The 20547-nt window shown below is 64.1% G+C and carries 15 protein-coding genes and 1 pseudogene; 11 read left to right on the forward strand and 5 right to left on the reverse strand.

What is annotated here, in order from left to right:
* Positions 1–97 precede the first annotated feature (97 nt).
* From P73_RS14035 to P73_RS26665, 4 genes and pseudogenes are all read left to right on the forward strand, one after another.
* Positions 98–361: a pyocin activator PrtN family protein gene (locus P73_RS14035; protein ID WP_020043354.1), complete on the forward strand. Its 264-nt coding sequence runs from the start codon at positions 98–100 to the stop codon at positions 359–361.
* Positions 362–496: 135 nt separating this feature from the next.
* Positions 497–1090 (forward strand): DUF6088 family protein, encoded by a 594-nt coding sequence (locus P73_RS14040; protein ID WP_043870051.1) that lies wholly within the window; start codon positions 497–499, stop codon positions 1088–1090.
* 105 nt (positions 1091–1195) lie between these two features.
* The gene (locus P73_RS26520) at positions 1196–1642 is read left to right on the forward strand and encodes a nucleotidyl transferase AbiEii/AbiGii toxin family protein (RefSeq protein ID WP_254792173.1); all 447 of its coding nucleotides are present in this window, start codon (positions 1196–1198) and stop codon (positions 1640–1642) included.
* Positions 1643–1650: 8 nt separating this feature from the next.
* Positions 1651–1806 (forward strand): annotated as a pseudogene (locus tag P73_RS26665) (nucleotidyl transferase AbiEii/AbiGii toxin family protein); the annotation flags it as partial.
* A gap of 122 nt (positions 1807–1928) precedes the next feature.
* Here P73_RS26665 and P73_RS14045 read toward each other — a convergent pair.
* The 5 genes from P73_RS14045 to P73_RS14065 all read right to left on the reverse strand — a co-directional run bounded on the left by P73_RS14045 (position 1929) and on the right by P73_RS14065 (position 6138).
* Positions 1929–2435, reverse strand: a complete 507-nt coding sequence (locus P73_RS14045) for a hypothetical protein (protein ID WP_074743013.1) — start codon at positions 2433–2435, stop codon at positions 1929–1931.
* Between the two features lie 191 nt (positions 2436–2626).
* On the reverse strand, positions 2627–3469 hold the full coding sequence (locus P73_RS14050) for a transglutaminase-like domain-containing protein (protein ID WP_052453576.1): 843 nt from the start codon (positions 3467–3469) through the stop codon (positions 2627–2629).
* A 34-nt stretch (positions 3470–3503) separates the two neighbouring features.
* On the reverse strand, positions 3504–4262 hold the full coding sequence (locus tag P73_RS14055; RefSeq protein WP_052453280.1) for a hypothetical protein: 759 nt from the start codon (positions 4260–4262) through the stop codon (positions 3504–3506).
* 47 nt (positions 4263–4309) lie between these two features.
* Positions 4310–4696 carry a hypothetical protein gene (locus P73_RS14060; protein WP_043870052.1) on the reverse strand — a complete coding sequence of 129 codons (387 nt, stop codon included), beginning with the start codon at positions 4694–4696 and terminating at the stop codon, positions 4310–4312.
* A gap of 122 nt (positions 4697–4818) precedes the next feature.
* Entirely contained in the window at positions 4819–6138 is a 1320-nt protein-coding gene (locus P73_RS14065; RefSeq protein ID WP_420836117.1) for a DEAD/DEAH box helicase, read from the reverse strand.
* A 344-nt stretch (positions 6139–6482) separates the two neighbouring features.
* Here P73_RS14065 and P73_RS14070 point away from each other — a divergent pair, with 344 nt between their 5' ends.
* From P73_RS14070 to P73_RS14095, 7 genes are all read left to right on the forward strand, one after another.
* The gene (locus P73_RS14070; protein WP_043870054.1) at positions 6483–6689 is read left to right on the forward strand and encodes a cold-shock protein; all 207 of its coding nucleotides are present in this window, start codon (positions 6483–6485) and stop codon (positions 6687–6689) included.
* Positions 6690–6873: 184 nt separating this feature from the next.
* Positions 6874–7959 carry a fatty acid desaturase gene (locus P73_RS14075; protein ID WP_082033244.1) on the forward strand — a complete coding sequence of 362 codons (1086 nt, stop codon included), beginning with the start codon at positions 6874–6876 and terminating at the stop codon, positions 7957–7959.
* Positions 7934–8518, forward strand: a complete 585-nt coding sequence (locus P73_RS14080) for a hypothetical protein (RefSeq protein ID WP_043870055.1) — start codon at positions 7934–7936, stop codon at positions 8516–8518. The genes P73_RS14075 and P73_RS14080 overlap by 26 nt, the downstream gene beginning before the upstream one ends.
* A gap of 260 nt (positions 8519–8778) precedes the next feature.
* Positions 8779–8910, forward strand: coding sequence for a hypothetical protein (locus tag P73_RS26670; RefSeq protein ID WP_096804700.1), 132 nt, complete (start codon positions 8779–8781; stop codon positions 8908–8910).
* 96 nt (positions 8911–9006) lie between these two features.
* Positions 9007–17631: a glycoside hydrolase family 94 protein gene (locus P73_RS14085; RefSeq protein WP_052453281.1), complete on the forward strand. Its 8625-nt coding sequence runs from the start codon at positions 9007–9009 to the stop codon at positions 17629–17631.
* A 72-nt stretch (positions 17632–17703) separates the two neighbouring features.
* Positions 17704–18576, forward strand: coding sequence for a transglutaminase family protein (locus tag P73_RS14090; RefSeq protein WP_043870057.1), 873 nt, complete (start codon positions 17704–17706; stop codon positions 18574–18576).
* 133 nt (positions 18577–18709) lie between these two features.
* Positions 18710–20491, forward strand: a complete 1782-nt coding sequence (locus tag P73_RS14095; RefSeq protein ID WP_043870058.1) for an SLC13 family permease — start codon at positions 18710–18712, stop codon at positions 20489–20491.
* The last annotated feature ends 56 nt before the right edge of the window (positions 20492–20547 follow it).

The following is a 20547-nucleotide window of genomic DNA, read 5'->3' on the forward strand; positions in this document are numbered from 1 at the left end:
ACGCCCCCGTCCGATTTGCGCTCTATGCTATCCGTCTCCCCGACAACCGGCTGCGCGCCCTTCTCCCATCTATGCGATCGTGTTTCATTCCGGGATCATGAACACGGCGTTTCTCTTGATAGCGATGTATTCCGGGCGACCGATCATTCCCGCTGAGGATGTCGCCAGGGATTTTTTCGGTCTGAGTACCGACAAGTTCATCCGCAAAGTCTCGGCCGGTTCCATCGCCCTTCCTCTCGTCCGCATGGAAGCGTCGCAGAAATGCGCCAAAGGCGTCCATATCGATGATCTGGCCGAGTACCTGGACAAGAGGCGGGCTGCAGCCGTCAAGGAATGCCTGCAACTGCAGGGCCTTCGGTAAGCGTGTTCCCATCTGAAAATCGCCGAAGGCCAGCCTGCTGCCCATGGCACGAAGCGACCACCCTCCTCACCTCGCCCGACAGCACGGATTGAATTCTGTCAGAAAACTGCGTATATTTCTGACAGGAGAACGATCATGCAGCGCCTTGCCGAACAGATATTGACCCATGCAGAAGGGCTTCCGGAAGGAGCGCCACTTGCCGCAAAGGGCCTGTTGCACCTCGGCAGCCGTGCCGGTGTGGATCAGGCCTTGTCGCGCCTCGCCGAGCGCGGTCAGTTGATCCGTGCCGGGCGCGGGGTTTACCTGCGACCAATCAAAAGCCGGTTTGGAACGCGCGCGCCGTCCGTGGAACAGGCTGTCGAGGCCCTCGCGGCGCAACGTGGCGAAGTCATCGTTCCAACCGGCGCCGCCGAAGCGAATGCACTCGGCCTGACCACGCAAGTGCCTGTTCGCTCCGTGTACCTGACCTCGGGTCGCAGCCGCACGCTCTCATTGGGCAAACAACTCGTGGAACTGCGCCACGCCCCCCGATGGCAACTCGCCCTCGGGAAGAGGCCGGCTGGCAGTGCTGTTCGCGCCCTGGCCTGGCTCGGGCCGGAACAGGCAGAGACAGCTCTGAGATCGCTGAAGCAGAAACTGCCCGCAGCGGCGTTTGACGAATTGGTAACCGCAGCACCGCAGTTCCCGACCTGGCTTGCACGCAGTGTCGGAAAGGCGGCGCATGTCTGAACCCTTCCTGTCGTTGTCGTCTGCAGACCGCAAGGAGGCCCTGGCCGTCGCTGCAGATCGCTCCGGGCGGCCCGCGCACCTGCTCGAAAAGGACGTCTGGGTTGTCTGGCCCTTCAGACCCTCTTCAGGTCCGAGCTTGGTGAGCACCTCGTCTTCAAGGGCGGAACATCCCTTTCCAAAGCCTATGGGGCGATCAAACGCTTCTCCGAAGACGTTGATCTGACCTATGACATTCGGGCAATCGCGCCTGATCTGGTGGGCGAACGCTCCGAAGCCCTGCCAACCACACGCAGCGAGGAAAAGCGCTGGTCGAAAGCTGTCCGGGATCGCTTGCCGAAATGGGTCGACGAAACGACACAGCCCTTGATCCAGGACGCCATTGAAGCGCAGGGGCTCCCCGCCTCGACACGGGCAGATGGCGACACGCTTTTCATCGGTTACGAGGCCGCCTCTTCTGGCCCCGGCTATGTCGCCCCCAAGCGTAATGCTGGAATTCGGCGCGAGATCGACCGGCGAGCCTGCGTGACGTCTCCTGCGACGCGAACGGGCTGATCGACGGCGTGACCTTTCCAACCGCGACACCGCGCGTGATGCATGCCGAACGAACCTTTTGGGAGAAGGCCACGGCGATCCATGTTTTCTGCGTCCAGGGACGGCTCCGCGGGGAGCGCTTCGCACGCCATTGGCATGACCTGGTACGCCTCGACGATGCAGGCATCGCGGATGTGGCTATTTCCGACCGCGGCCTCGGCTCTGCAGTAGCGCGGCACAAGCGCATGTTCTTTCCGGAGAAGCTACTGAGGCATCTCGATCTTCCATCGCCTACTCGATTTTGGTGTCATTCGCCGATCCCTGGTCGTGCGCTTCCGATGCGCGGTCCGGATCGCTCGAAAGGGTCACCACCATGCGGCAGAGCCAAGGCTGTCCTGTCTTCTGAACGTTCAGGCACACTCACGGGTTGGATCGACACGGGCCGGCTCGAGTAGAGGGCACGCAGATCGGCCTCGGCCACGCCGTCGGCCAGCATGACGAGACGGATCATCGGATCGGCAAGCATCTCTTCGAGGAAGAAATCGGTCAGTGCCTTGCCGGTGAGCTTGTCCTTGGCGACCGCATTCTCCAACTCGGCGAGCTGTACGGTGAGCGTTCGGTTGGGCCCGGGATGCGTGGCATGCGGATGGAGCCGCACGAGAACGGACGATGTCCATGTGCCCGGTTCGATCCAGTTCACAGGCTCCAGAAGCTGGGTCTCGATTTCGTATTCGCCCGGCGGAAGGGCTTCATTGAAACTCGGAAGTTCGAACGGTCGAAGAAAAATGGCGGTCGTCTTGATTGAAGAGGTCATCTCGATGCTCCAGAATAGTTTGCGATTGCGGGCACCCGCACGAAAAGATGATCGTGGGGCCTTGTCTTGTCGGCCATAAGGCCGCGTCACCGGATCTGGCGAGCGGCACGGCCTCAACCTTCGTCAACGGCGGTCGGTCTCAGGAGTCGACATGACGCGAACAGACCGGTCCGAGGTTGGGATGCCAGCGCTCAATTCCGAGCACCAAGCGGCGCCTTCCCCGGGTCGTTGCGCGCATCCCAGGTCCAGACTTCGAATTGGGTCAATGTGTTTGGCCCGAAAGTTTGCGTCAGCGGCACGTCCGCTGCATCCCGACCGCGGGCGATCAGGATTCTCCCCTTGCGCCGGGTGTTGTTTCGCGGATCGAAGACCCACCAGCGACCGTCGAGAAAGACCTCCATCCAGGCCGCGAAATCACCGGGCGGATGAGGCTCGGGTTCGCCGATATCGCTCAAATAGCCGGTGCAGTAGCGCGCCGGAATATTCATGCAACGGCAGAAGGCGATGGCGAGATGGGCGAAATCGCGGCAGACGCCGTGCCGCCCGGCCAGCGTTTCCGACGCGGTGCGCGTCGCACTCGCCTGCATGTAGTCGAACGAGACCGCAGAATGCACGAAGTCGCATATCGCCTGGACACGCGCCCAGCCCGGCGGCGTATGCTCGAACAGATGCCAAGCCTCGCTCGACAGAAGGTCCGTGTCGCAATAGCGGCTGCCCAAGAGGTAAACCAGGGTTTCCAGGGGCAGGTTCTGAACCGGATGCTGCGCCGCATGGGGCGCGACCGGATCGGGCAAGCCGGAATCCCGGAAAATCCCGTCAGAGGATAACGTGAACTCTCCGGCCGGAGCCACCATCCGCGTGCACCAGTTTCCGAACCCGTCCCGATAGCTTTCGAGCGGCACGCTTGGCGAGGTCACCAGATAGTCGGCGCGCTCGAGATCACCGAAGCGCGAGTAGTACACGTTCAGCATCGCAATAAGGGGCGTCGGCTGCGTCAGCCGATAGCGCAGGCGGCACCCAATGTGCATCCGTATGCCGGAGGCGTCGTCATGGGCTGATCCGGGTGCTTTATCGGCCAAGGGCACACTCACGATTCGACAGTTGAAAGCCCCGGTCGCAGCGCCAGCGATTACCGGACCGATCGAGATGGGCGTTTTCCGGCAGGTCGATCGCTACACAGGCGTTGTTCTCGGGCTCATATCCCCGCTCGCAGCGCCATCCCGCTCCATAGGGATCAGGGTCGAGGAAGGCATTCGCCGGAAGCACTACCGGGTCGCAGCGGTCATTGATCTCGAAGAAGCCCCTCTCACAGGCCCATTCCGCCCCATAGTCCGCATTGGTGAGATAGCCGTTCTCGGGCACCGCAATTGGAACGCAGGCGGCAGAGGTCGCGGTGAAACCGCGCTCGCAGGCCCACCCGGAGTCCGAGGGATCGTCGGTCAGATAAGCATTGTCCGGAAGGGTGATCGGAACGCATGCGTCCCGATCCTGCCGATAACCGCGCTCGCACTGCCAGTCATGTCCGGACGATTGCAGGAAAGCATTGAGCGGAACCGGGATCGCCTTGCAGGACGTGCCGCCAACCTCTTCGTATCCGCGCCGGCACGACCAGCCCGACCCGTAGGACCGTCCCGTCGCGTAAGCGTTTTCAGGAATGTCGATTGCGATGCATTCTGCACCGTTCGCCCGGAACCCCAGGACACAATCCCATCCGCCGCCATAACTCCGCGCTTCTGCATTTTCCGGCACCGGCCCCATCCCGTCCTGCGCGAGGACCGGATAGGCCAGCAAGGCAATCACGCCCGCGAAAGAAGCGACCTCTGCCAACCGGCTCGCCCGCGAAGACGCTGGAGAACCGATTGATGGTGCGCGGCTCATTCTCCGTCCACCACGGATTCCGCGCGCTCCGGCGCCCCATCAACGTCGAGAGATGCCAGGCAGGCCTGCGCGATGTCGCGGTTCGGCGCCTCGGTGCCCGGCACAGTCGCCCAGCCGGCCTTCATCAACGCATCCCGGCGCTGATAGCTCGAAGCCGCCCGGATCGTCGCGAACTTTTCCGCGCGTTCCGGATCGGTTCGGGCCATGTCGAGGCAAATCGGCACCATCGCCGCGACCACATCGTCATGAGACATCGCCACCGCCCTGTCATGTGCGGTTCCGCCGGTCACCCAGCCACCCCAGGTAAAACCGGCGACGCCGACGAAAACAACGCCGATCAGGACACCGTAGATGCCCGGCTTGAGCCATTCGGGAGTTTTCATTTCATATCCTCCTGCGGAGAAAGCGCCGCCTCGCTGTGAAAGGTCTTCCAGGTCGCAGTCAACTGCCGGTACAGCGCCTTCTCCTTCGCCTGGCTTGCGGGGAGGCCGCCGGCCTCCCTTCATCATGCAACCATCCGCTCCGGACGCCCGCCAGCGCGCCGGCGCGACCGCCGCCTCTTCTGCGGCTTCGGCGTCTCGTCCGTGGCCTCCCAGGGGCGGCCGCCAGCAACCGCGACGCGCATGCCAAGCACCTTTTCGATGGCCTTGAGCTCCGTCACCTCATCGGCGGCACAGAACGCAATCGCGCGACCGTCACGACCGGCACGGGCCGTCCGGCCAATCCGGTGCACGTAGTTCTCGGGCACGTTCGGAAGGTCGAAATTGTAGACATGTCCCACGCCCGGAATGTCGATCCCGCGGGCCGCGACATCCGTCGCCACCAGCACATGCACCGATCCGTCCCGAAACGCACCGAGCGCCCTGTCGCGTTGGCCCTGGCTTTTGTTGCCGTGGATCGAGGCGGTCGCGAAACCGGCACGATCGAGCTGCTTCATCAACCGTTCCGCGCCATGCTTGGTGCGCGAAAAGACCAGTGCGCGGTCCTCCCGATGCCCATGCAGAAGACCGATCAGCAGGTCCTGCTTTCCTTCCTTGGTGACGAAATGCACCGAATGGGTCACCTTGTCGGCGACCTTGCCCGGCGGCGAGGCCTCGACGCGCACGGGCTCGCTCAGGTATTCGCGGGACAGATCGGCCATCGTTTTCGGCATGGTGGCCGAAAACATCATGGTCTGGCGCTCCTTGCCGAGCATCGGCGCGATACGGCGCAGGGCATGAATGAAACCGATATCGAGCATCTGGTCGGCCTCGTCCAACACGAGAAACCGTGTCTGGCCCAGGTCCACCGCGCGGCGGTCCAGAAGGTCGATCAAGCGGCCCGGGGTGGCCACGAGGATGTCGGTCCCGCGCGAAAGCCTCGCGGCCTGCGCGTTGATCGACTTGCCACCAACGACGAGCGTTATGCGGAGATCCGAGGTCAGGCCGCCAAGGCTCTGGACGATCTGACCCGCGAGTTCGCGCGTCGGGGCCAGAACCAGCCCGCGGACCGATCGCGGCGCTGGCCGCTCCGGGCTCTTGGACAGCGCAACCACCAGGGGGATGCCGAAAGCGGCGGTCTTGCCGGTCCCGGTCTGGGCGATGCCCAGCACGTCGCGCCCCTGCAATGCATGCGGGATCGCCTTTTGCTGGATCGGTGTCGGTGTATTCAGCCCCAGGCTGGCCAGCCGTGAGACCATGCGGGCATTCAGCCCGAGTTCATTGAAAGTCATGTCAATCCTTGTCCGGACCCTGGGTCCGGTATCGCCGACAAGCGCCCTCGCGCTCGTTCGGCCGGGATGCGCCCAAGCGAACACTCCGGCACCGCATTGCGCCGAGAGCCGCACCGGGCGGCGTCCCCCCTCTCGTGATGTGGGAAAACAGCGCGCCATGGCCGGGGGGCGAGAACGAACCCGCCTGCTCACGCGGCAAAGCAACGGCGCACTTCTGATGTGGGGGTTCGCAGGCTCGTTGTCAATGACGAACGGGAACGGCGCCCCTTCACCAACTAAAACCACGCCGGAGCTTTGCCGGCCTTGTATGTCGTGAACCGAAAGTCTATGTGGAAATCGCTTACGTTGTTCTATTCGAACCGCTGCCTCCGTTCATCCGGCTCTCAGTTGATCGATCCAATCTGACTTTGCCGGGCTGCCGCATCCTGTGGGCAGCGCTTAAACAGGAGACCACGGACATGGCCAATGGCACCGTGAAATTTTTTAATCCTTCCAAAGGCTTCGGCTTCATCGAAACCGAAACGGGCGGCAAGGACGTCTTTGTCCACATCTCTGCCGTCGAACGCGCGGGCCTCACCGGCCTCGCGGACGCCCAGAAGGTGAGCTTCGACGTCGAAACCGGCCGTGACGGCCGCGAAAGCGCGACCAATCTCGCGCTCGTCTGAGCCGAATGTCGCCGGGCACCCTGAAGGGTGTCCGGCACCAGATGCTCTGCAAATCCGCAAAGCTCCTGTTTCCAAGCCGCCGCCGGCTCCGACAGCCACATCACGCGTCGCAGCGGCTCGCTGGACACGCCGTCTCGCTCCCTATCGAACCCCGATTCCGGCACGTAGCCGCTTCGAACTGGCCGTGACGGCCATTCCCTTTTCAGCGCTCTTCGCGCTCTCATGGGCGGCGCTCTCGGTCAGCCCTTGGCTCTCCGTCCTGCTTTCTGTGGTGAACGCGGCCTTCGTCGTGCGGCTCTTCATGATCCAGCACGATTGTGGCCACGGCGCATTATTCCGCCATCGGCGCTGGAATGACTGGGGCGGCCGCATCATCGGCGTGCTGACGCTGACACCCTACGCCGTCTGGCGCAGGACCCATGCCATCCACCATGCCACGACCGGCAATCTGGACCGTCGCGGTGCCGGAGACATTCCAACGCTGACGGTTGCCGAGTATCGCGCGAAGCCGCTGGTCCATCGCGCCCTGTACAGGCTGGTGCGGCACCCTGCGTTCCTCTTCGGGATCGTCCCGTTCTACAGTTTCTTCCTTCAGAACCGCCTCCCGACCGGCCTCATGCGCTCCGGCTGGCGCTACTGGGCGAGCGCGCTTGGGACAGATGCCGCGATCCTGACCACGCTTGCCATACTCTACGTTCTCGGGGGCGTGCCGGTGCTGCTTTTTGTCTATCTGCCGATGATGCTGCTCGCCGCCTCAACCGGCATGTGGCTCTTCTACGTCCAGCATCAGTTCGAGGAGACATCCTGGGACCCCGACACCGAGTGGTCGGTTCAGGCTGCGGCCATCCACGGCTCTTCCCACTATGTCCTGCCGCCGATCCTGAGATGGATCACGGCCAATATCGGCGTCCACCATGTGCATCACCTGGCGAGCCGCGTTCCCTTCTACCGCCTGCCCGAAGTCCTTCGGGACCATGCCGAACTCGCCGATATCGGGCGCCTCACCCTGCGCGACAGTCTCGGCTCCGCACGGCTCACGCTCTGGGACGAAACCGGACGACGGCTCGTCTCGTTCTCCGAGGCACGGAAGCTGACGCCGCCGTCTCAACACGCAACGCCGTGCCTCCCCCATAACCCAGGAGATGATCCCCATGACTCGTTTCAATACTTCAGGTCGATCGAATACGGGCCACGACCTTTTCAAGGACAAGGCAAAGAAGAAAACCAAGGATCGCGCGCAGGACATGCCCGCGGCGATCCTCGTCGGTGAGCACGGCAGATATCAGATCAAGTCGGGCCGCCTTGCCGGGGAATATGTCGCCCGCGCGTTTCCGAAACCGCCGACGAACGCACGCGGCCTGATCGCCGAGGCGAGAGGGGCAACGGAAAAGGCAGCAATCACGGCCTTGCACAAGGCCATCGACGCCAGGGAAACCCGAAGAACCGAAGAACGCAGGATTGATCCGCGAACCGGATCCGCAATTCCGAGCATCGACGAATACATCGAAGCGATCGGCCAGGTTACCCTCTCCCACCCCCAGCGCGCGATGCTGATCGCGTTGTCTCTGGCAGACGGCGACGGATTAACAGAGCACCGGATGGCGAACGCCGCCGGGTACAAGTCTCAAACATCGGCCCATCGATCTTTCGCGGGCGCGGGTCTGCTGATCGCCAACTACCTTTCCGTCGAGACGACCGCGGACGGGTCGTCAAGCGATCCGGAAGGCGCCTTGTTTCTGGGGTTCCGCGGAGAACCGCGCAACGAAGAGGACCCGGGAAACTGGATCCTCCACCCAGAACTGCGAGATGCTGTCCGATTTGCGCTGTGACCGAGACAACTTGCCGATGCCTAGAAGGACGGGCCCTTTCCGACTGGCTTGAGCAAGCCGGTTTACCTATCAAGCACAATTAATCTTTCCGCCGAACGCTGATTTGGATCAGCGCGGAAGCGGCGGATCTCTGCGATACTCCAAAATCGCACTAATGCACAACAGCGCAGCCTTCGGAATCCCAACCTGCAGCGCATGCTGTCTCCGCCTCACCGAGGCGAGATAACTTTCATATAAGCACAATCACTTAGGAGAATACCATGGCGAAGGGCAAAAGCCGTCGCGGCCGTGAGGACAAGAAACCGAAGCAGAAGAAGGCTGAACCGGCTCCGGCGCCCTCCTTCAGCAAGGGCCTGACGATCGACACAAAGCCGAAGGGGAAAAAGGCCTGACCCGGCTCGTCTTGCGCGATCGCCTGGGCCTGGGAACAGAACGTGCATCCATGCGGCAAGTCGGCAAAATTGCCCGCTTGCCGACAGGGTTCTAGCATGAATGCCTGGGCGCTACCTCAACTCAACCTCCGCGGCACACGCACCTCACCCTGGAAGAGCGTCGCGCCGGTGCGCGCGGAGCTTTTCGGTATCGAAAGGCTGGAGCAACATGCCGCCAGCCTGGCCGAGGTACAACGTATCTGCGCCTCTACACCGCGTATCGCATCACTGCGCCAGCGACTGAACGATAATGCGACGGCTCTGCGGGCCACCCGCAAGGCCTGTCTCTCAGAGTCGGCAGCGGGAAAACCTATTGTCCCCGCGGCCCAATGGCTGGTGGACAATTTTCACAGGGTCGAGGCGCAGGTGCGCGACTGCCGTACGGATTTGCCGCCCAGCTACTACAAGCTTCTGCCGAAACTTGCCCAAGGGCCGTTTCACGGTTATCCGCGAGTGTTCGAACTGATCTGGGCCTATGTCGCCCATACGGACAGCCATCTCGATGCTCCCGCACTGTCCCGCTTTCTGCGCGCCTATCAGCAGGTACAGCCCCTGACCATAGGAGAGCTCTGGGCGGTTCCGATAACGCTCCGCCTCGTCCTTCTGGAAAACCTGCGGCGGCTGGCCGACCAGATCACCTTCGGTCACAGGATGCGCCTCTCGGCGGATGCCCTTGCGGATCGGCTCCTGGGGGACGGCCAGACCGGGATCGGGATGCCTGCAGATATTGGCGCGTCCGAGCCCCTTTCCGAGATCTTTGCCGCGCAGGTGGCGAAGAGGCTACGTGATTGCGACCCTGTCACGACTCCGGCCATCGGCTGGTTGGAGGATCGGCTGGCCAAGCAGGGGTCGAATGTCGACCTGGCGGTCCGGCATGCACAGGAGCGTCAGGGCGCCTCGAACGTCACGGTTCGAAACGTCATCACAAGCCTGCGCACGATCGCTGAGACGGACTGGCCAGAGCTCTTTGAAAGTGTCAGCCTGGTCGATGCGAAGCTGCGGGAGCATCCGGGATTTTCGGCGATGGATTTCGCCAGCCGCAACCTGTACCGCGATGCCCTCGAGGATCTCGCCCGCCACAGTGACTACAGCGAATTGGATCTGGCCGAGCAGGTGCTGGCGACGGCGGTGGCTGCGCCGGAAGCGGATGGCGACCGGATTTCCGAGCCGGAAATCCTGCGGAGAAGCGATCCGGGCTGGCATCTCCTCGCCGAGGGCCGGGAGGCGTTCGAACGCCAGATCGGCTATCGATACAGAGGATGGCATCGCCCGCAGTTCCGACCCGGTCTCGCAGGATACCTTGGCAGCATTCTTTGTGTCACTCTTGGGCTGCTTGCGCTGAGCGCATGGAGTCTGGTGGTCCTTTCCGGCCCATCCGTGTCGTGGACTGTGCTTGCGCTCTGGTTTCTCGCAGCGGTCATCCCGGCCAGCGCCGTCGCTCAACTTATCGTTGATCGCATGGTGACCTGGGCCGTACCTGCCACGGCACTGCCGGGACTGGCGCTTGAGAGCGGCGTGCCGTCTTCGCTGCGCACGCTCGTGGTTGTGCCGACAATGCTGACAAATGGCGCAGAGCTGACCGAACAACTCGAAGGGCTGGAAGTCCATTATCTGTCCGGCGCCCAAGGAGACGTGACTTTTGCAATCCTGACCGACGGGCTGGACGCCCCCGGACAGCACATGCCGGAGGATGCGCCACTTGTCGCGTTGATTGACGTCGAGGTTGCCCGACTGAACCAGGTCTACGGCGCGGGTCCCGCCGGTGCCCGCTTTCTGCACCTGCATCGTGACCGCCGTTACAACGCCGCCGAACAGATTTGGATGGGATGGGAGCGCAAACGCGGCAAGCTGCACGAGCTCAACCGTCTGTTGCGCGGTGCCGATGACACCGACTACCGCACGGCAGAGGGTCATGTGCCAGCCGTGCCTCCCGGTGTGCGCTACGTCCTGACGCTCGATTCCGACACCCGGATGCCGCGTGACGCGGCCTTGCGGCTGATCGGCAAGATCGCGCATCCGCTGAACCAGCCGATCTTCGATACGGCCCTCAGCCGGGTCAGTGCCGGTCACGCCATTCTACAGCCGAGGATCACCCCCGCCCTGACACCGGAACGGCACGGCACGGCATTTCAGCGCGCGACCTCGGGTCCGGGCGGGATGGATCCCTATGCTGCTGCTGCGTCGGACGTCTATCAGGATCTCTTCGGCGAGGGCTCCTTTACCGGCAAGGGTATCTACGACGTCGATGTCTTCCAGGCGGCGATGGCCGGGCGCGTGCCCGAAAACGCCCTTCTCAGCCATGACCTGCTTGAAGGCATCTTCGCCCGGGCCGGGCTCGTCTCGGACGTGGAACTGATCGAGTCCTTCCCCGACCGACAGGACCTCGCCGCGCGGCGCATCCATCGCTGGTGTCGAGGCGACTGGCAACTGCTGCCCTGGCTTGGCCGGGAAGGCGGGCTGGGCGCGCTGGGACGGGTCAAGGTGCTGGACACGCTGCGCCGCTCGTTGTTGGCCCCGGCCACGCTTGTCCTGTTGACACTGGGGTGGCTTCTGACTGGCCCGGCGGCCTTGCTGGCGACGGCTCTGGCGCTGGTCGCCATGAGCCTGCCCGCTTTCCTGCACGCAGCCCTTTCCGCCGTTCCGCATCAGCGCCGCCTTCACATGGGCAACCACCTGCGCCTGATGCAGGAAGACCTGTCGCTTGCCGTGCTGCAAACCGGGCTGGCGGTCAGCTTTCTCGCCGACGCCGCCTGGCGCGCGCTCGATGCCATCGCCCGCACACTCTGGCGATTGACGGTCTCACGGCGGCATCTCCTGGAATGGACCACGGCGGCCTCGGTCTCGGCCGCTCCGCGCCCCGATCTGCGGGGATTTTCCCGTGCCATGGCGCCGGGGATCCTGCTGGGGCTGTCGGCCACAGGCCTGGCCGGCTTGGCCGCCCCCGGTGCGCTCCCCCTGATCCTTCCCATTGCAGCCCTCTGGCTTGCCGCGCCGCTCATCGCCTTTCGGGTCAGTCAGCCTTCCCGCGCACAACCCGACGCCGCCCTTACCCCGCAGGACGCCCAGGGATTGCGCCTGATCGCACGCAGGACATGGCACTATTTCGAGACCTTCGTCACGCCAGAAGACAGCCATCTGCCCCCCGACAACTTTCAGGAGCAGCCACACGCGATGCTTGCGCACCGCACGTCGCCCACAAATATGGGGCTTTACCTTCTGTCCACTGTCACAGCCGGCGATCTCGGCTGGATCGGCCTGCGTCAGGCGGCCAGCCGGATCGCCGCGACCCTTGGCACGATGCAAGCGCTGCCGCGGGTAAAGGGGCATTTCTACAACTGGTACGACACGCGAGACGGCAGGGTTCTCGACCCGCCCTATGTCTCGTCGGTGGACAGCGGCAATCTGGCCGGCCACCTGATCGCACTGGCCAACGCCTGCGAGGACTGGGCCGCGCATTCCGGCGAGACGCCACGTCAGAGATCTCAGGGGCTGACCGATATTCTTGACCTGGTGGAGCGTGACGCAGAGCGGTTAAAGTCCCCGCTCAGTGACTCCTGCTCCGAGGCGATCGGATCGCTGCGCGATGGCCTGAAACAGGCTGAAGTGAACTGGCCCTTCCTGCAACGCCTGGCGGCCAAGGCCGAACACGCCACTCCGACGCCGGCGGCTATGTCCCCGCATGCGCCCCGATGGCTGTCCTTGCTTCGCGACGGCTTGGCCGAAGCCGCGACAGATGCCGCATCGAGCGAGGCCGACCTTGCCGCTTTGGCCGCAGAATTGCATCGGCTGGGAGTGCAGGCCCGCCGGCTCGCAGTGGACATGGATTTCGGCTTCCTGCTCGACCCCGAGCGCAAGCTGCTGTCCATTGGCTACTCGGCCCACGAGAACAATCTCGACCCGTCCTGCTATGACCTCCTGGCCTCCGAGGCGCGTCTGGCCAGTCTCTTCGCCGTCGCCAAACAGGATCTGCCGCTGCGCCACTGGTTCCGTCTGGGGCGGACGGTCACCGCAACCCGTGGCGGCGCCATTCTCGTCTCCTGGGCCGGCTCGATGTTCGAATACCTGATGCCTGGACTGGTGATGCGAGAACCCGAAGGCGGTCAGCTGGGTCACACCTGTCGATTGGTCGTCGAGAGACAGATCGCCTACGGACGGGCGCAAGGCGTCCCTTGGGGCATTTCGGAATCCGGTTTCAACGCGCGGGATGTGGATCTCAACTATCAGTATTCCACCTTCGGTGTGCCGGGGCTTGGGCTCAAGCGCGGACTTGCCGGGGATCTGGTGATCGCGCCCTATGCAACCGGGCTGGCCGCGATGCTGGATCCCGGTGCTGCACGGCGGAACTACGACGACCTGGAGGCCATGGGTGGCCTTGGGCTCTGTGGCTTCTATGAAGCCCTCGACTTTACCCCCGACCGTGTGCTGCCGGGTCGTCGCGTTGCCGTGGTGCAAAGCTACATGGCGCATCATCAGGGGATGACCATCGTGGCCATCGCCAACGCCCTGACCGGCGGCCTGATGCGCCAGAGGTTCCACCATGAACCGATGATCCATGCCAGCGAACTGCTGCTCCAGGAACGGCTGCCGCGCGATATCGACCGCGCCTTGCCGCCGCTTGAGGACGCCAGGCCCGGCGGTCCGACGCCGTCCGAAGCGGACCGGGGCCGCCGGATTACCGGCCGCCCGGGCGGCCCCCCGGTCACCCATCTCATGTCGAATGGACGCTACGCGGTTATGCTGACCGCCACGGGCGGGAGTTACAGCCGCTGGGGCGATATCGCGCTCACCCGCTGGCGCGAGGACGCGACCCGGGATCCGCATGGCGCCATCCTCCACATCCGGAATCTCTCGGACGGCTCTGACCAGAGGTTCGGACCTGGCGCGCCGGATACCGCCGACGCGGAGGACGTGCAGTTTTTCGAGGATCACGCGACCTTCACCGCCCGGACAGGCCAGCTCGAAACGGTGCTGGATGTTCTCGTCTCGGGCGAGGCCGATGCGGAGGTGCGACGCCTGTCGGTGACCAATGGCGGGCGCAAACCCCGGGAACTGGATGTAACCTCCTACGTCGAATTGACGCTGGCGGATCCGGCCTCAGAACTGGCGCACCCTGCCTTCTCGCGGATGTTCGTTCAGACCGAGTTCCTGCCCGAATACGGCGCGTTGATTGCATGGCGCAGGCGGCGCAGCCCGGAGGAACCGGAAATCTGGGTGGCGCAGTTCTCCGTGGTCGAGGGGACGACCGTCGCGCCGCTGCAATATGACAGTGATCGCGACAGCGCTTTCGGCCGCGATCATGACCAGACCCAGCCGCACGTCATAACCGATCCGGCGCCTCTCGCCGGAACCACGGGCACGGTGTTGGATCCGGTTTTCGCATTGCGCAACCGGCTCCTGATCGCGCCTGGGCGCACCGCACGGATCCTGGTCTGGATGGTAGCTGCCGACAGCCGCGAAGCGCTGATGGATCTGATCGACCGGCATCACGACCGCAGCGCCTATGACCGCGCACGGACCCTGGCCTGGACCCAGGCTCAGGTGCAACTGCGCCATCTAGGCATCTCGCCGACCGAAGCCGCCGACTTCCAACGCCTCGCCGCCCCTGTCCTCTATCATGATCGCCGTTTCCGCCTGCCGTCTGCCACCTTGATACGGGGCGCCGGACGTCAATCCGGCCTTTGGCCGCTCGCGATTTCCGGCGATTTGCCGATCGTGGTGCTGCGCATCGACGATCCCGCCGATATCGGACAGGTTCGCGCCCTGCTGCAGGCCCATGAATACTGGCTGGGAAGGCAGCTTGCGGTCGATCTGGTGATCCTCAACGAGCACCCGGCCTCCTATGTCAAGGATCTGCAGACCGCCATCGACATCGCCTTGCGCAGCAGCCATTCCCGTCCCGGCGACGACACGCGACCGGCCCGGGGCGCCGTGTTTGCGCTGCGCTCCGACCTGATCGCACCAGATACGCGGGCGCTTCTCCTGGCTGCAGCGCGGGTTGTGATGCTGGCCCGGCGCGGCATGATCGGCGAACAGCTCGACGCCCTTCTTGCCGATCCTGTTACGGCTGACACCATGATCGCAGACACGCGACAGATTGGCCCCGCCCCGCAACCCGCCAATGCGCTCCGACTGCGCGCGAACAGACGTGACAGAACCGCCCCGCAGCGGGACGAGGCCAGGCCGTTATCCGACCGCCCGGACCTCGAGTTCTACAATGGCACAGGCGGGTTCGACCGGGAGGGACGAGAATATGTCATCCGCCTTGGCCCACCGGACAGTACGCCTGCCCCATGGATCAACGTGATCGCCAATCCGGACTTCGGATTCCAGGTGTCGGCCAGCGGCAGCGGTTTTACCTGGGCCGAGAACAGCCGCGACAACCAGCTAACGCCTTGGTCCAATGATGCTGTGGCAGACCCTCCGGGCGAGGCAATCTACATCCGAGACGACGACAGCGGCCTGTTGTTTTCACCGACTGCGCACCCTCTGCCGCCTTCTGCAGGGGCCGGTCCGCACATCGTGCGCCACGGCTTCGGCTACAGCCGGTTCGAGCATCGGGCGAATGGCATCGACTGCGAATTGGTACAGTTCGTGCCGCGCGCCGATCCGGTCAGGGTCTCGCGGCTGTTTCTGCGCAATACCGGGACGCACCCCCGGAGGTTGAGCGTCGTCACTTATAGCGAACCCGTCATGGGTCAATCGCGCGCCGCCTCGGCCCCGTTCCTCGTGACCTCGCACGAGCCGGAAACTGGCGCGCTTCTGGTCCAGAATCCGTGGAACACCGCCTTTCCCGGCCGGGTGATGTTCGCGGTGCTCAACGCGCCTTCCGGTCCGGCCGAGGCCTGGACGGGAGATCGCACCGAGTTTCTGGGCTCGTGCGGCAGCCATGCCGATCCCGCCGCACTACGCCGGGGCGCCGTCATGTCGGGGCGGGTCGGAGCGGGGCTCGATCCCTGCCTCGCAATGATGAAGACCCTGACCCTGGCCCCTGGCGAGAGCATTGAGCTCGTCCATCTTCTCGGCCAATGCGCAGACGCGGCGGCGGTCGTCCCGCTTTTGAAAAGGATGCGGTCCGCCGACAGGCAGGCCGAGCTAGCCGCGGTTCAGACCTATTGGGACGACACGCTGGGCGATCTCCGGATCGAGACGCCGGACCGGGCGATGGATATTATGGTCAACGGCTGGCTGCCCTATCAGGCGCTCGCCTGCCGGATCGAGGCGCGTGCGGCCTTCTACCAGGCAAGCGGCGCCTACGGGTTCCGCGACCAGCTGCAGGACAACATGGCCTTCATGCTGACGCGCCCTGACCGCACCCGCGCGCATCTGCTGCGGGTCGCCGCCCGCCAGTTTCCGGAAGGCGACGTGCAGCACTGGTGGCTGCCGCACACCGGCCAGGGGGTGCGGACGCGCATTTCCGACGATTGCGTTTGGCTCGGCCATGCTGTCGCCGCCTATGTGACGAGTACGGGCGACAGGGCGATACTGGACGAACAGGTGCCCTTCCTCGAAGGGCATCGCCTCGGAGCGAGCGAGCACGACGCGTTCTTCCTGCCCGACGATGCGGGCCACGGCGCGTCGCTGTTCGATCACTGCGCCCTGGGACTGGACCGCGCACTCAGCCTGACCGGGGAGCACGGTCTGCCGCTGATCGTCAGCGGCGACTGGAACGACGGGATGAACCGCGTCGGCGCCGCCGGCCGCGGCGAAAGCGTCTGGCTGGGCTGGCTGCTGCTGCAGACGCTCGGCGCCTTCGTGCCGCTTGCGGAAAAGCGCGATCCGGCCCGGGCGCGGCGCTGGCGCGAGCAGGCCGAAACGCTGCGCCTCTCCATGGAGACCCATGCCTGGGATGGGGACTGGTACCGCCGCGCGACCTTCGATGACGGAACATGGCTGGGGGCGGCCGGCTCCCCGGCCTGTTGCATCGACTCGATCCCGCAAAGCTGGGCGGTGTTGTCCGGACAGGCAGATCCCGACCGCGCGCGGCGCGCGATGGAGTCCGTCGACAGCCTTCTGGTCGATCGCGAAAACGATCTGGCGCGGCTGTTCACGCCGCCCTTCGGGATCGGTCCCGACTCGGGCTCGCAAGATCCGGGCTACATCGCCGGCTATCCGCCGGGGCTGCGCGAGAATGGCGGGCAATACAGCCATGCCGCGATGTGGGCCATTCTGGCCTGGGCGCGACTGGCGGATGGAGCGCGCGCTGCGGAGCTCTTCGCGATGCTCAATCCGATCAATCACGCCCGGACGCCCGAGGACGTACAGCGCTACAGGACGGAACCCTACGCCGTGGCCGCCGATGTCTATTCCGTTGCACCGCATATCGGACGCGGCGGCTGGAGCTGGTACACGGGCTCGGCCGCGTGGATGCACCGCGCGGCCATCGAAGGCATCCTCGGCGTGACCCGGGACGGAGACCGTCTGCGGATCGCCCCCACCATGCCACCCGACTGGCCGGGATTTTCCATGACGCTGAGGGTGGCGGGCACGTCGTGCAGGATCCGGATCGAGAGAGCGGATCATCCGAGAGCCACGCTGGATGGCCACCCCATCACGGCCGGGCCGGTGGTGTTCCTGCCCCTCGACGGCGGGTCTCACGACCTGAACCTGACTCTCGGCCGCCTTGTGTCTACCGAGACGGCAGCCGAAATCGACAGTTCTGTGCTCCCGATCCCCCCGGATTGACCGCCTGTCCAACCGACGCCACTCAAGCGACCCGACTCCGGGTGGCCGCATTGCAGCCGAAAGGCACCTAACGTGACCACGCTGACGACCTATCACAAGACCGAATACCGCTACGGCGAACCCGTTCTGCTTGGACCTCATCGGATGATGCTGCGCCCGCGCGAAGCCCGGGACCTGCGGCTGGTGTCGCATGAGATCACCCTCACGCCCCATGCCGATATCACCTGGGCCCATGACGTTGCCGGCAATGCGGTCGCCACGGCGCAGTTCAATCAGCCGAGCGACCATCTGATCATCGAAAGCCGTGCAACCGTCGATCTGACCGCCGCGGTCTGGCCGGTATTCGCCATAGCGGCGGAGGCAATCAGCTTTCCCTTCCTTTATTCAGGCGACGATTGGGCCGACCTCGGCTCCCTGACGGCGCCACAATATCCCGACCCTGACGGAAAGTTTTCCAGCTGGGTCGAGGGCTTCGTCCTTCAACGCCCCACGGATACGCTGTCTCTGCTCAAGGATATCGCCAACGGGGTGTCGACGCAGATCGCATATCAGGGGCGAGAGATGGAAGGGACACAGTCGCCGCTGGAAACACTTTCCCGCGGTTGGGGCTCATGCCGTGACTTTGCGGTGTTGTTTGCCGAAGCCGCGCGCACGCTCAGTTTCGGTGCCCGCATCGTTTCCGGCTATCTCTTTGATCCCGAAACGCGCCTTGTCGGATCTGAAGGGGCGGGTTCTACCCATGCCTGGGCCGAAGTCTTCATTCCCGGTGCCGGCTGGGTCGCGTTTGACCCTACAAACCGGAGCGTCGGATCAAAGAACCTCATTCCCGTGGCGGTCGCCCGTGGCATTCATCAGGTCGTCCCGGTCACTGGGAGCTTCACGGGGTCGGGAAACACCCAGCGAAGCATGACCGTTGAGGTGCGCCACGTGGTCATCGAATACTGATCACCGCAACCCCGGTCCGCGGCGGCCGATCGAGGAGGGCCCTGCGCCAGTCTTCGAGGCAGAGCGAGAACGAAAGACCACATATATCGCGACGTCAGGACCGCTCCGCCGTCGATGCACTGGAGACCCCGGAATGACACACCTGTACCCCTTTGAGCCTTATCTTGCGCTCGCGCTTCTTCTGGTTCTCTTCGCGGGCTTCCTTTACGAGCGGTTCGCCCCCGAGGTGACGGCCGCAGCGGTCGCGGCGTTGTTTGTCGTTTTTGGACTGGTGCCTCAAGACACTGTTCTATCGGTTTTTTCAAATCCCGCACCGATCACGATCGCCGCGATGTTTATCCTCAGCGGCGCCCTCGTGCGCACCGGGTTGCTCGATGCACTGGCAAATCGTGTCGTCGCCGCCGCCGGCCAGCGTCCCATTGCGGCTACCGGCGTGTTTCTGGCTTCGACCCTCGTGGCCTCGGCGCTCATGAACAACACACCCGTCGTGCTGGTACTGATCCCGGTCGCCATACGACTGGCCCAAAGCCTCGGCCTCGCAGCGACGCGTCTGTTGATCCCGCTCTCTTACATGGCGGTGCTCGGCGGGACCTGCACGCTGATCGGAACCTCGACCAATCTGCTGGTCGATGGCGTTGCCAGAGAGATCGGGCTGGCGCCCTTCTCAATTCTGGAAATCACACCGGTCGGTCTGGTGGCCGCGGCCACCGGCGGATTGACCCTGCTGCTACTCGGACCGCTCCTGCTTCCCAACCGCAAGGATCAGACGGATCTGGGTGCGGCAGGTGAGGCGGATTTCCTGACCGAGTTGCGCCCAAAGGATGATTTCTGGGGGCTGGGTCACGCCTTGGGGGATATCGATGATCTGACCCGCCCGGGTGTGACGGTGGTCGGAATACGTTCCGGTGCAGAGGTTAGGCGTGACGACGTGCTCGATCACATCCTTGCCGCTGGTGACCGGCTGATCGCGGTTATCCGCACCTCCGAACTGCTGACGTTGAGAAACAAGAAAGGATGGGATGTCGGACTGCGTCAGGGGCCGACAGCCGGGGATAGTGCCGAAACAACAGTCGCGGAGGCGATCGTCACGCTCTCGCATCGCAGCCGCGGTGTACGGATCGCGCAGCTGACCATCGGGTTCAGGTATGGCATGCGTGTCCTGGGGGCACATCGTCATGGGGAAAGCCTCGGCCCCGACCTCTCGACCACGCTCCTCAGACCTGCGGACAAACTGCTACTGGAGGGAACCGACGAAAGCTACGACCGCCTGATCGAGGCCGGGGACCTGGCTGGCGTCACGATGGCCGGAGGGCGCCCCTTTCGACGCGGCAAGGCCCCGCTCGCGCTTGCGGCGCTGTTTGCGGTGGTGGCCCTGGCCGCCATTGGTGTGGCGGACATCAGCCTTGTTTCCCTCGTCGCCGTGGCCTTCATCCTCGTCCTGCGCTGCATCGACAACGATGAGGCCTGGAATTCCATCGACGCGGGCGTGCTCGTTCTGATCTTCTCGATGCTGGTGGTTGGTGCGGGGCTGCAGCACTCGGGCGCGATTGCCTTGATCGTCGGTGCCATTGCCCCCCCGCTTGCGGACATGCCCCCGATCATCGCCCTGGCCGCGGTCTATCTGCTCGCTTCGACCTTGACGGAGGCGGTCACCAACAGTGCGGTCGCGGTCGTCGTGACCCCTCTGGCGATCGGACTGGCGGACCAGATCGGGGTTGATCCACGCCCCTTCGTTGTCGCAGTCATGTTTGGAGCGAGCGCAAGCTTCGCGACCCCGATCGGCTATCAGACCAACACACTGGTCTATGGTGCGGGCAACTACAAGTTCACGGACTTCATCAAGATCGGTCTTCCAATGAACATCATCGTGGGGGCCGCCGCAGTTCTGACAATTCCGGTGTTCTTTCCCTTCTAAGACAGCCGCTGCATGGCCTGCTCCTGGATTCCTAGACAGCAGGGCAGGAAGCCGAG

Source organism: Celeribacter indicus (genome assembly GCF_000819565.1).
In the GTDB taxonomy this organism is placed as follows: Bacteria; Pseudomonadota; Alphaproteobacteria; order Rhodobacterales; family Rhodobacteraceae; genus Celeribacter; species Celeribacter indicus.

What these genes read in the sequence shown, in the direction of transcription:
- P73_RS14035 (WP_020043354.1), top strand. Translation starts at nt 98, where the DNA reads ATGAACACGGCGTTTCTCTTGATAGCGATGTATTCCGGGCGACCGATC.
- P73_RS14040 (WP_043870051.1), top strand. Translation starts at nt 497, where the DNA reads ATGCAGCGCCTTGCCGAACAGATATTGACCCATGCAGAAGGGCTTCCG.
- P73_RS14045 (WP_074743013.1), bottom strand. Translation starts at nt 2,435, where the DNA reads ATGACCTCTTCAATCAAGACGACCGCCATTTTTCTTCGACCGTTCGAA.
- P73_RS14060 (WP_043870052.1), bottom strand. Translation starts at nt 4,696, where the DNA reads ATGAAAACTCCCGAATGGCTCAAGCCGGGCATCTACGGTGTCCTGATC.
- P73_RS14070 (WP_043870054.1), top strand. Translation starts at nt 6,483, where the DNA reads ATGGCCAATGGCACCGTGAAATTTTTTAATCCTTCCAAAGGCTTCGGC.
- P73_RS14080 (WP_043870055.1), top strand. Translation starts at nt 7,934, where the DNA reads ATGCCCGCGGCGATCCTCGTCGGTGAGCACGGCAGATATCAGATCAAG.
- P73_RS26670 (WP_096804700.1), top strand. Translation starts at nt 8,779, where the DNA reads ATGGCGAAGGGCAAAAGCCGTCGCGGCCGTGAGGACAAGAAACCGAAG.
- P73_RS14085 (WP_052453281.1), top strand. Translation starts at nt 9,007, where the DNA reads ATGAATGCCTGGGCGCTACCTCAACTCAACCTCCGCGGCACACGCACC.
- P73_RS14095 (WP_043870058.1), top strand. Translation starts at nt 18,710, where the DNA reads ATGACACACCTGTACCCCTTTGAGCCTTATCTTGCGCTCGCGCTTCTT.